This is a genomic window from Pseudomonas sp. QTF5 (assembly GCF_000512695.2).
Lineage (GTDB): Bacteria > Pseudomonadota > Gammaproteobacteria > Pseudomonadales > Pseudomonadaceae > Aquipseudomonas.
The window spans coordinates 1-11,286 of the sequence record NZ_AZRW02000069.1 but is presented as its reverse complement, the minus strand read 5'-3'; the positions used below and the strand labels follow the sequence as shown (position 1 = coordinate 11,286).

10 protein-coding genes are annotated in these 11,286 nt (G+C 58.6%); 6 read left to right on the top strand and 4 right to left on the bottom strand.

Annotated elements, in window-relative coordinates:
- Window positions 1-97: 97 nt before the first annotated feature.
- Complete coding sequence (locus IC37_RS28340) at window positions 98-409, top strand: tetratricopeptide repeat protein (protein ID WP_030129933.1); 312 nt, start codon at window positions 98-100, stop codon at window positions 407-409.
- Between the two features lie 129 nt (window positions 410-538).
- Here the strand turns inward: IC37_RS28340 and IC37_RS28335 are convergent, their stop codons facing one another.
- Both IC37_RS28335 and IC37_RS28330 read right to left on the bottom strand, forming a co-directional pair.
- A complete protein-coding gene (locus IC37_RS28335; RefSeq protein WP_030129934.1) occupies window positions 539-1,426 on the bottom strand; it encodes a lysophospholipid acyltransferase in 888 nt (295 codons plus the stop codon).
- A gap of 41 nt (window positions 1,427-1,467) precedes the next feature.
- Window positions 1,468-2,025: a DNA-3-methyladenine glycosylase I gene (locus IC37_RS28330; protein ID WP_030129935.1), complete on the bottom strand. Its 558-nt coding sequence runs from the start codon at window positions 2,023-2,025 to the stop codon at window positions 1,468-1,470.
- A gap of 81 nt (window positions 2,026-2,106) precedes the next feature.
- On the opposite strand from IC37_RS28330, the gene glyQ reads away from it, so the two are divergent.
- The 4 genes from glyQ to IC37_RS28310 all read left to right on the top strand — a co-directional run bounded on the left by glyQ (window position 2,107) and on the right by IC37_RS28310 (window position 6,514).
- Entirely contained in the window at window positions 2,107-3,060 is a 954-nt protein-coding gene (glyQ, locus tag IC37_RS28325; protein ID WP_003213601.1) for a glycine--tRNA ligase subunit alpha, read from the top strand.
- Entirely contained in the window at window positions 3,057-5,111 is a 2,055-nt protein-coding gene (glyS, locus tag IC37_RS28320; RefSeq protein WP_030129936.1) for a glycine--tRNA ligase subunit beta, read from the top strand. The genes glyQ and glyS overlap by 4 nt, the downstream gene beginning before the upstream one ends.
- Before the next feature lie 4 nt (window positions 5,112-5,115).
- On the top strand, window positions 5,116-5,655 hold the full coding sequence (gmhB, locus tag IC37_RS28315; RefSeq protein ID WP_177409434.1) for a D-glycero-beta-D-manno-heptose 1,7-bisphosphate 7-phosphatase: 540 nt from the start codon (window positions 5,116-5,118) through the stop codon (window positions 5,653-5,655).
- A 79-nt stretch (window positions 5,656-5,734) separates the two neighbouring features.
- Window positions 5,735-6,514, top strand: coding sequence for a 1-acyl-sn-glycerol-3-phosphate acyltransferase (locus IC37_RS28310; protein WP_030129938.1), 780 nt, complete (start codon window positions 5,735-5,737; stop codon window positions 6,512-6,514).
- 182 nt (window positions 6,515-6,696) lie between these two features.
- On the opposite strand, the gene IC37_RS28305 is transcribed toward IC37_RS28310, so the two are convergent.
- Both IC37_RS28305 and IC37_RS28300 read right to left on the bottom strand, forming a co-directional pair.
- On the bottom strand, window positions 6,697-9,009 hold the full coding sequence (locus tag IC37_RS28305) for a CHASE2 domain-containing protein (RefSeq protein ID WP_030129939.1): 2,313 nt from the start codon (window positions 9,007-9,009) through the stop codon (window positions 6,697-6,699).
- An 18-nt stretch (window positions 9,010-9,027) separates the two neighbouring features.
- Entirely contained in the window at window positions 9,028-9,720 is a 693-nt protein-coding gene (locus IC37_RS28300; RefSeq protein WP_033864891.1) for a FecR domain-containing protein, read from the bottom strand.
- Window positions 9,721-10,166: 446 nt separating this feature from the next.
- Between IC37_RS28300 and IC37_RS28295 the strand changes: the two genes are divergently transcribed.
- Window positions 10,167-10,886 carry a response regulator transcription factor gene (locus IC37_RS28295; protein WP_030129941.1) on the top strand — a complete coding sequence of 240 codons (720 nt, stop codon included), beginning with the start codon at window positions 10,167-10,169 and terminating at the stop codon, window positions 10,884-10,886.
- The last annotated feature ends 400 nt before the right edge of the window (window positions 10,887-11,286 follow it).

Sequence of the window (11,286 nt, the reverse complement as noted above, 5' to 3'; positions counted from 1 at the left end):
GGCCGCCAACAGTAAGGGGGAGCAAGCTCCCCCTTCGGTTTTTACCGGACACTAGTGACGCGGAGCGTGGGAACGATCACTGACTGAGGAAGCACCGATGATCGAATCCCTGGAAAAAATGCTCGCCAAGGGTGTGGACAACTCGCTGCTGCGCTTCGGCCTGGGCAAGGGTTATCTGGATCTTGGTGAAAATGCCAAAGCCGCAGAGCATTTCCAGCGCTGCGTCGAGTTCGATCCGAAGTATTCGGCGGCCTGGAAGCTATTGGGCAAGGCCCATCTGGCGCTGGCGGATTACGCGGCGGCGCGCCAGGCCTGGGAACAGGGCCTGGAAGCTGCCCGCAACCACGGCGACAAGCAGGCCGAGAAGGAGATGACGGTGTTTCTGAAAAAGCTTGAGCGTCAGATCTGACACGAAACCCTGTGGGAGCGGGCTTGCTCGCGAAAGCGGAGTGCCAGCGAAGATGATGTCGACTGCCACACCGTCTTCGCGAGCAAGCCCGCTCCCACAAGGGACTACAGCCTTAGATCATCCAGCGTCTCAATACCAGCGTTCTTCGCCCGGCGGACGCTTCTTGAAGCGCTTCATGCTCCACATGTACTGGCTCGGATAGGCCCGCACATAGCGCTCGACGACCTGGCTCATGGCCGCGCAGGACGTTGCGGTATCGGTGCTGTACATGGCCTCGGGCGCAGCTTCCAGGATCACCTTGTAGCCCGAACCATCCGGCAACCGCAGGGCATGCAGGAACACGCCGACGGCTTTTCCACCGGCGAGCATGTTCGGCACGAACTTGCTGGTGAGTGCCTGGGTGGCGAAGAATGGCACGAAAATCCCGGCGGATTCGGCCGGTTCCGGGTCAGCGGGAATGCCCACTGCACCACCTTTGCGCACTTCCTTGATCACGCTGAGAATGCCTTCTTTGGTGGAAGCGGCAACCTTGTTGCCCAGTTGCACCCTTTGCTTTTGCAGCAGTTCATCCACCGCCTTCAATTTTGGCGGCCGGTAGAAAATGATCGGTTTGCACTGGCTGCAATAGAAGTGGTTCAACACTTCCCAGTTGCCCAGGTGGCTGGTGATGCCGACCACGCCTTTGCCGGAGGCGAGGGCATCCTTGAGCACATCGAGACCTTCGACTTCGCGCACCAGATCAATGGAACGCTGGGCCGGCCAGATCCACGCGCAAGCGCTTTCGGTCAGGGACTTGCCAATGTCTTTCAGACTTTGGCCCACCAGACGCTCGCGCTCGGCAGGGTCCATCTGCGGAAAGCACTTGGCGAGGTTGATCCGCACCACGTCGCGGGAACGGTTGGGGGTTTTCCACATCACCCAGCCAATCGCCGAACCCACCGCCTGTACTGCCCGCCACGGCAGCAGGGCAAACAACCGCAGAGCGCCTACCAGCAAGGCGCCTTTAAACTTATCCACAGGGTCACTCCTGATCTTGTGCTGTGCGCGAGGCGGCTATTCTAACCGCGGTTCGCCAAGGTGGCGTAGCGATCGCAATCCCGAGTGTGGTCCATGACCATGCCCGAGGCCTGCATCAACGCGTAACAAATGGTCGGGCCGACGAACGTGAAGCCGGCTTTTTTCAGGCCTTTGCTCATCTCGACGGCGACCGGTGTCACGGCCGGCACTTCACTGCGATCCTTGAAATGATTGATCACCGGCGCTCCGCCGACGAACGACCAGAGAAACCCCACCGGGTCCTTCAGCGCCAGCCAGGCCTGGGCATTGCGCCGAGCCGCGTTGAGCTTGAGGCGATTGCGGATGATCCCCGGATCGAGCATCAATTCATCGATTTCCGCGTCGCTCATCTGTGCCACGCGCTGTACGTCGAAGCCGAACAGCACCTCGCGATAGCGCTCTCGTTTGCGCAACACGGTGATCCAGGAAAGCCCGGCCTGGAACCCTTCGAGCAAAAGCAACTCGAACAAACCCTGCGCATCGCGTAGCGGCGTGCCCCACTCCTGATCGTGATAAGCCATGTACAGCGGATCTTCGGTACACCAAAAGCAGCGTGGCATAAGGCTCCAGGGGGCGTGCGCAGGACCGAATCGGGTATACTCCCGCTCTTTAAATCGCAGCCCAAGAAACAGGTGAATTTCGTGAGCCAGCCTACGCCAGCCGTGCGTACCTTCCAAGACTTGATCCTCGCCCTCCAGCAATACTGGGCCGAGCAAGGTTGTGTGGTACTTCAGCCCTACGATATGGAAGTAGGCGCCGGCACTTTCCACACTGCCACGTTCCTGCGCGCCATTGGCCCGGAAACCTGGAACGCCGCTTATGTGCAGCCCAGTCGTCGCCCGACTGACGGCCGCTACGGCGAAAACCCGAACCGTCTGCAGCACTACTACCAGTTCCAGGTAGTCCTGAAGCCGAACCCGGACAACTTCCAGGAACTGTACCTGGGCTCCCTCAAGCACGTCGGTCTCGACCCGCTGGTGCACGACATCCGTTTCGTCGAAGACAACTGGGAGTCGCCAACGCTGGGTGCCTGGGGTCTGGGCTGGGAAGTCTGGCTCAATGGCATGGAAGTAACGCAGTTCACTTACTTCCAGCAAGCGGGCGGCATCGAGTGCTACCCGGTGACCGGCGAGATCACTTACGGTCTGGAGCGTCTGGCCATGTACCTGCAAGGCGTGGACTCGGTCTACGACCTGGTCTGGGCTGACGGTCCGTTCGGCAAGGTGACCTATGGCGATGTGTTCCACCAGAACGAAGTGGAGCAGTCGACCTACAACTTCGAACACGCCAACGTCGAGAAGCTGTTCGAGTTGTTCGACTTCTACGAAAGCGAAGCCAAGCGCCTGATCGAACTCGATCAGCCGTTGCCGTTGCCGAGCTACGAAATGGTGTTGAAGGCGTCCCACACCTTCAACCTGCTGGATGCGCGCCGGGCGATCTCGGTGACCGCGCGTCAGCAATACATTCTGCGTGTACGCACCCTGGCACGTTCCGTTGCGCAAGCCTACCTGCTGGCTCGCGCCAAGCTGGGCTTCCCGATGGCGACCCCGGACCTGCGTGATGAAGTACTGGCCAAGCTGGAGGCTGCACAATGAGTGCTCAAGATTTTCTGGTTGAACTGGGCACCGAAGAACTGCCACCCAAAGCCCTGAACACCCTGGCCGAAGCGTTTATGGCCGGTATCGACAAAGGTCTGCAAGCTGCCGGCCTGAACTACGAGACCAAAACCGTCTACGCCGCGCCACGTCGTCTGGCCGTGCTGATTACCGCGCTGGCGACCCAGCAGCCGGATCGCAGCATCAACCTCGATGGCCCGCCGCGTCAGGCCGCGTTCGATGCCGAAGGCAACCCGACTCAAGCAGCCCTGGGCTTCGCCAAGAAGTGCGGCGTCGACTTGAGCGAGATCGATCAGAGCGGGCCGAAACTGCGCTACAGCCAAAGCATCGCCGGCAAGCCGACCGCGAGCCTGATGCCAACCATCGTCGAAGATTCCCTGAACGACCTGCCTATCCCCAAGCGCATGCGCTGGGGTGCTCGCAAAGAAGAATTCGTTCGTCCGACCCAGTGGCTGGTGATGTTGCTCGGTGACCAGGTCATCGACTGCACCATCCTCGCGCAAAAGTCCGGCCGCGATTCCCGTGGTCACCGCTTCCACCATCCTGAAAGCGTGCGCATCACCTCGCCGGCCAACTACCTGAGCGATCTGCGTGCTGCCTATGTGCTGGCCGACGCCAACGAGCGTCGTGAGCTGATCAGCAAGCGCACCGAAGAACTGGCGACGCTGCAGGAAGGTACGGCCATCGTGCCGCCAAGCCTGCTCGACGAAGTGACCGCGCTGGTTGAATGGCCGGTGCCGCTGGTGTGCTCGTTCGAAGAACGTTTCCTCGACGTGCCGCAAGAAGCGCTGATCACCACCATGCAGGACAACCAGAAGTATTTCTGCCTGCTGGATGCCGACGGCAAGTTGCTGCCTCGTTTCATAACCGTGGCCAACATCGAAAGCAAAGACCCGCAGCAGATCATCGCCGGTAACGAGAAAGTCGTTCGCCCACGCCTGACCGACGCCGAGTTCTTCTTCAAGCAAGACAAGAAGCAAAAACTCGAAGACTTCAACCTGCGTCTGCAGAACGTGGTGTTCCAGGAAAAACTCGGCAGCGTCTACGACAAGGCCGAACGCGTGTCGAAACTGGCGGCGTACATTGCCGCTCGCATCGGCGGCAACGCTTCCTGGGCGGCACGTGCAGGCCTGCTGTCCAAATGCGACCTGGCGACCGAGATGGTCGGTGAGTTCCCGGAGATGCAAGGTGTCGCCGGTTACTACTACGCCCTCAACGACGGCGAGCCGCAAGACGTCGCCCTGGCATTGAACGAGCAGTACATGCCGCGCGGTGCCGGCGCTGAACTGCCGACCACCCTGACCGGTGCGGCCGTGGCCATCGCCGACAAGCTCGACACGCTGGTGGGTATTTTCGGCATCGGCATGCTGCCAACCGGTAGCAAAGACCCGTATGCCCTGCGCCGTGCAGCGCTGGGTGTATTGCGCATCCTGATCGACAAAAAGCTCGACCTCGATCTGAACGACGCCGTGGCGTTTGCCGTAAATGCGTTCGGTACCAAGATCAAGGCTGCCGGCCTTAACGACGCCGTGCTGGAATTCATCTTCGACCGTCTGCGTGCCCGTTACGAAGACGAAGGCGTTGATGTTGCGACCTACCTGTCGGTACGTGCCCTGAAACCAGGGTCCGCCCTGGACTTCGACCAGCGCGTACAAGCGGTAGAAGCGTTCCGCAAATTGCCGGAAGCCGCTGCCCTGGCCGCCGTGAACAAGCGCGTTTCGAACTTGCTGAGCAAGGTCGAAGGTTCCGTGCCGACGGTCGTTGAAGCCAAGTACTTCGACAACGCCAACGAGTTCTCGCTGTATTCGGCAATCCAGCAGGCTGACCAGGCTGTTCAGCCAATGGCCGCTGCTCGTCAGTACAGCGAATCGCTGGCACGTCTGGCCGCCTTGCGCGAGCCGGTGGATGCGTTCTTCGAAGCGGTGATGGTCAACGCCGAAGATGCCAAGGTGCGAGCCAACCGCTATGCGCTGCTGGCGCGTCTGCGTGGTTTGTTCCTCGGCGTCGCTGACATTTCGCTGCTGGGCTAAGGGGCTGCTGTTGAAACTGCTGATTCTCGATCGGGACGGAGTGATCAATTACGACTCCGACGCGTACATCAAGTCGGTGGAGGAGTGGATTCCGCTCCCCGGTTCGATCGAAGCGATCGCGCAGTTGAGCAAGGCCGGCTGGACGGTGGCGGTCGCTACCAACCAGTCGGGCATCGCTCGCGGCTATTACGACATCGCCACCCTGGATGCCATGCACGCTCGCTTGCGCGAGCTCGTGGCGGAGCAGGGCGGCGAAGTCGGGCTGATCGTCTATTGCCCGCATGGGCCAGACGATGGCTGCGATTGCCGCAAGCCAAAACCCGGGATGTTGAAAACCATCGCCGCGCATTACAACGTTTCGCTGACGAATCTATGGTTCGTCGGCGATACTCTCGGTGACCTGGAAGCCGCCAGAGCCGTCGACTCTCAGCCAGTTTTGGTAAAGACCGGGAAAGGCGAAAAGACGCAGGGCTTGACCCTACCGGCGGGCACCTTGATTTTTGACGATCTGGCGGCGATTGCCGCGGAACTTATCCACAACTAAGGCTCTTCTGACATCCTGCAAGGACTGATCGGGAGTGCGCTTGAATAGGCGGGCAATGCCCGCAACGGTAAATGTCGCCATGTCGATACTGCAGGCCATCAGAACTTTCCTCTTTTACCTGCTGCTGGGCACCAGCTCTTTGCTCTGGTGCACCCTGAGCTTTTTTATCGCGCCGTTTCTGCCATTCAAGGCGCGCTATCGCTTTATCAACGTGTACTGGTGCCGCTGCGCCTTGTGGCTGAGTAAAGTCTTTCTGGGTATCCGTTACGAAGTGAAGGGTGCCGAGAACGTGCCTGACCAGCCCTGCGTGATTCAGTCGAACCACCAGAGCACCTGGGAGACTTTCTTTCTCTCGGCGTACTTCGAGCCGCTGAGTCAGGTGCTCAAGCGCGAACTGCTCTACGTTCCGTTCTTCGGCTGGGCCATGGCGATGCTCCGGCCGATCGCCATTGACCGTGGCAACCCGAAAGCTGCACTCAAGCATGTGGCGAAGAAAGGCGATGAGCTGCTCAAGGACAATGTCTGGGTACTGATCTTCCCGGAAGGGACTCGCATCCCCTATGGCACCATCGGCAAATTCTCCCGCGGTGGCACCGCGTTGGCCGTCAATGCGTCATTACCGGTACTGCCGATTGCGCACAATGCCGGCAAGTTCTGGCCAAAAACCGGTTGGGCAAAGAAGCAAGGCGTGATCACCGTGATCATTGGCGCACCGATGTACGCCGAGGGAAGCGGGCCGCGAGCCATTGCCGACCTGAATGATCGGGTGCAAGCCTGGAACGAACGGATGCAGCGCGAGATGGGTTCGCTGCCAGCAGCCCCGGCGGCACCCAACGCCACCGATCAAGTGACTGTCTGAGATTCTGTGGATAACCTGTGTACCGTTTTGTTGAAAAACGTCGTTTTTAGTTTTTAAGCTTATGATTTACATACATATTTCTTAAACAAATAAAACGTCGAAAAAGGTGCATAAGTTTATTTCGGACGTAAAAAAACCGGCTGATATAGCCGGTTTTTTTATGCCCGTTGAAAGCATCTGGCTCACTCGCTCAATAGCGGTAACTGGACACTGAACGTCGTGCCTTGCCCCACCACGCTAAGACAGGAAATCCTCCCGCCATGACGGTCCACCACAGCCTTGACCATGGACAAACCCAGCCCCAGACCGTCGCTGCCGTGAGCCGAAGTAAAACGCCGATACTGACTGAACAACTCAGGAAGTTCATCGACAGCAATACCTCGGCCCTGATCGACGATTTCGCACAGTAGCCAGCCCTCGGCACAACTCACCCGCACAAAGATCCGCGAGCCCGCCGGACTGTACTTGATGGCGTTTTCCAACAGGTTGAACAGTGCCCGTGTCAGTAGCGCTTGATCGGCCAGGACCAGCGCTTCAGCGTCTTCGTCGAGGTCATGCAGCAACTGAATGTTCTTAAGATGAGCGATGCTCGAGGCCTGGTCGAAGGTATCGAGCAACAACATCGCGAACATACTCGGCTGAAACTGATAGGCCTCGGACTCGGCTTTTGCCAACTGCACAAAAGCCTCGGTCAGGTTCAGCGCCTTACGCACTTGTAACTCGATCTGGCTGAACACTTGAGTGTCACCGGACACCTGATGCCGCTGAACATCGAGCAAGGCCAGAATCGCAGAGTGAGGAGCTCTGAGGTCATGAGATAAAAAGCGCAGCAACACGGCTCGCTGTTCTTCGGCATCCCGCTCGACGCTCAAGTCAGTGAGGCTCAGTAGCCAGCCAATCACGGAGTCTCCTTCGGCTGGTAATAGCGGCTCCAGGTCCAGACGCAGGCTGCGTGCCTGGGTGTCACGAAACTCCAGCGGCTCCAGGGTCGACAATGCAGATGGCGTTCCGTCGGACGACACCGGGTAACCCAGGTCGCTCAGTTGCTCGAGCATGTCCTCGCCCACCAAGCCACGACCAAATACCTCTCGAGCCTTGCGGTTGGCCAGCAGAATGCGTCCATGCGGATCGCTGATCAGCGTCGCCACCGGCAGGTATTCAAGTCCATCGGCAATGAAACGTCGGGTGTCGCGGGTCCGGCTCATGGCTTGCTCCAGCGCGACGATTTGCCCTTGCAGGACATCGCCGGCCGGGGCCTGGGTGCGACGACGTTCGGGAAAGACTTTTGGCTCGCTGTCCAGGCGCGCCAGTTCCCAGCCGAAATAGGCGAGCACCGCGTTCAGCCTTCGCCAATTCCAGATCAGGTAGCCCAGCATCATCCCTAGCAGGCTCGCGGCCGGTGACCACCACCAACCAAGCCGCAACAGTACACCCGAACCCAGTAGAGCGGCCGTCATTGCACCCAGAGTCAGCCATAGGGCGCGACGCGGACGCACCAACAGCAGGCCCAGCAACTCACCGACAATTACCACCGATAGCAACGCCGCCAAGCGCTGATCGAGCACCACGATGTTGCGCTGTTGCAGCAGCCCGTTGAGGATATTCGCCTGAATCTCGATCCCCGGTGTGGTGCCGATGCTGGCCGATTGCGGTGTCACGTAGCGGTCGCCCAGGCCTGGAGCGGTCGAGCCGATCAGGATCAAGCGATCGCGCAGCAACTCTGACGGGACTTCGCCGCGCAGTACGCTGACGTAGGGCACAGTGGGAAAGCCTGCATCGGAATGGATGAAAGGAATCCGTATTTCGTGGGCTCGCTGCCAGCCTTGCGCCGATGGCAGGGCCGGGGTGCCAGGCATCGGGGCATTTCCCTTGTCGGCAAGGGTTTCTTCGTACAGCAGCCAGGCCAGTTGCGGACGGGGGTTTTGCGCCGGTCCTTCGTTTAAATACACGCTGCGTACAATTCCGTCGGCATCCGCTTCGGCATTGATGTGCCCGATGCCTTTGGCGCAATGGCTCAGCGGAGTCACCGGTTCAATTTCCCCCAAGGGCTGCCCATAACGCGCGACGCCTTCGCGCAGCAGCGGCACAAAAACATTCCCGGCTCGACAGGTCGCCTGGGCCAAAAGCTGATCGTTGTCGGCATGGCTATCGGGCTCGCTGAAGATTACGTCGAAAAGAACGCCTTTAACGTTCGCGGCGCTGAGCCGATCCAGCAGTTGCGCGTGCATGGCCCGCGACCACGGCCATTGGCCAAGCTGCTGCAAGCTGTAGTCATCGATCGTGACGATGAGTATTCGCGGGTCCACCGGCAGAGGGCTCAGCCGGCGCAGGTTGTCATACAGCAGATTGCTCAGGGCCAGCCCCTGATTCATGGACAGCATCGCCGTCAGCGGCAACAGGATCAGACAGACCCACAGCCACTCGCGGACCATCCGCTGAAACAACCGCTGAGCCTGGGTCGGCTCGCGGCCATCCTTCCTTGGCCGTCTCTTCATCGGTCGTCGGCCAGGGCGCTATTGGACACGGGTGGTCCTGGGGTAATAGAAAATGTCATACACCCCGGTCTCTCCCTCTAACCCCTGAGCGTCATAGGCCGACAGGCGAACATGGTAGAAAAACGCTTTCAGCCCGCTGAATTTGACCTCTGGCGTGCTGGAAAACTGCTCTTGCTTGATGTCTAGAAAGGCAGCGTCGGTGGCCACTTGCGCCCGATAACGCGTGGCCCGTACGCCCAGTACACCGACTGGTGTGACGATCCGAAAACGATCATGGGCGCTGGCACGTTTGATCACGTACGACTCGACCTGCCCCTGCTCAAGAATGACCTGAGGGATCGAATGTTCCTCATTGAGATGCAGGGTGATATGGGAACTAGAGGGCAACACCACCCGCGAGCCATCACCCAGAGACAGGCTGACAAATGCCGAGGGCGAGGTCTTGACGCCCTCCTGCTCGTCGATCGACATACCTTCCTGCAGTGGCGTCTGCTTGCCTTTGGCGTCCAGCTTCCAGGCTTCGCCGGTCAGATGCTCGACAGTCGCCGGCAGCGGTTGACCACGGCATTGTTGGTTTTCATCGATATAAGGCAGGCGTTTTGCCGAGGCGCCAGCCGCTAATGCACTTTGGGTGAGCAATCCCATCAGGCCGGCAACCAATAAAAGACAGACACCAGAACGGCGTGGGAGCAATAAGGTCATGGGGTTCATGGATTGCTTTTTATGCTCTTGTAGAAATCATGCCGGGAAACGCACGCGCTGGCGCACGATACCTGAGCGGACGCTCTGGCAGATAGCCATGGGAACAAAGGACATGAGATGACACATCCCTGTGTCGGAACCGAGCAGGCACTCCTTGTGTTTTCCCCTTAACTGGAGACCGCCGAAAACCGGCAATCGACGGTCCCGCCAGGTTGGTTGACGCTCCCTGCGTCGGAGCACATCCCAATGCCCCTGTGCCGCTCAGCGCGAACGAATTTACCGGCATAAGGAAGCTGCGAGCTGATTCTCAATATTTGTTCAGAATTGGCAAACACTAAAACACTCAGCGTTCGCGACACTTGGGAACTTCCCACTTCAGATTCAATCAATCAGCCTGAACTACCGTAGGATTTTTCTTAAACCTTTGCATTTACGAGATGAAGGAAACACTCGGCATGCGTGTCGCAATACTGGATGACGAACCCGCCGAACTCCGCCGGGTAGAACAGACACTGCGACAGATCCCCGCAACGGGAGAGCGGGCGTGGACGTTGCACAGTTTCGAGCGAGGAGAGGATTTGCTTCGGCAACTTCGACGGGAGACCTTCGATCTGCTGATCCTCGATTGGCAACTGCCCGATGTAAGCGGTCTGTCATTGTTGCGCTGGACCCGTGAACACATGGACGCACCACCCGCCGCAATCATGCTCACCAGTCGCGATACCGAAAGCGATATCGTCCAGGCATTGAACGCCGGAGCCGATGATTACGTGAGCAAACCGTTTCGTCCCAACGAGCTGATGGCTCGGGTCAACGCGGTGCTTCGCCGGCATGGACTGCAACGCGCGGCAGCCACCGAAATACTGACTTTCAATGACCTTGAATTCGACGACGCCGAACTCACCGTCACCCGCGCCTCCACCCCCATCAGCCTGACCGAACGGGAATACCGTCTCGCCCGTTGCCTGTTCGCCAATCTGGGCCGACCTTTGTCCCGTGAATACTTGTATGAACGCTTTTGGACCCATGAAGAAGTGGTGTCCTCCCGCCCGCTGGACACCCATATTTATCGCCTGCGTAACAAGCTGGGCCTGACGGCTGATCGCGGTTGGCAACTGCTGACGATTTACGGGTATGGGTATCGGCTTGAGAGCGTGGCCAACGCTAGCGAATGACCACGTTTCGACGATCAATAAAAAAGGCCAACGATAAACGTTGGCCTTTTTTATTTTAGCGGTCCTGCTGGAGGTAGGGTCACAGAATAGATGATTCGGAAGCCCCAGCAAACGCTGGTAGAAAATCATCTCTTTTGTGAGTCCGCCGGTTGGGATTCACAAAATAAATGAGAAAAGCCTACTCGCCTCACAGAATAAATGCGTCACCGTAGAAACGCACTCACTTCAATCTACACCCTGCAATGGCTTAACCATTGGCGAGCATCCATCAGACCATTACATCTGAACCAGTCTTAGGATATTTTTTTCGAGGACAAACAAAACCCCTACCTGTATGCGCAGATAGGGGTTTCGGAATTTAATCTTGACGATGACCTACTCTCACATGGGGAAACCCCAC

Bases quoted from the DNA above. Each gene is read 5' to 3' on its own strand.
- IC37_RS28295 (WP_030129941.1), top strand. From the start codon at position 10,167: ATGCGTGTCGCAATACTGGATGACGAACCCGCCGAACTCCGCCGGGTA.
- IC37_RS28300 (WP_033864891.1), bottom strand. From the start codon at position 9,720: ATGAACCCCATGACCTTATTGCTCCCACGCCGTTCTGGTGTCTGTCTT.
- IC37_RS28340 (WP_030129933.1), top strand. From the start codon at position 98: ATGATCGAATCCCTGGAAAAAATGCTCGCCAAGGGTGTGGACAACTCG.
- glyS (WP_030129936.1), top strand. From the start codon at position 3,057: ATGAGTGCTCAAGATTTTCTGGTTGAACTGGGCACCGAAGAACTGCCA.
- IC37_RS28305 (WP_030129939.1), bottom strand. From the start codon at position 9,009: ATGAAGAGACGGCCAAGGAAGGATGGCCGCGAGCCGACCCAGGCTCAG.
- IC37_RS28330 (WP_030129935.1), bottom strand. From the start codon at position 2,025: ATGCCACGCTGCTTTTGGTGTACCGAAGATCCGCTGTACATGGCTTAT.
- IC37_RS28310 (WP_030129938.1), top strand. From the start codon at position 5,735: ATGTCGATACTGCAGGCCATCAGAACTTTCCTCTTTTACCTGCTGCTG.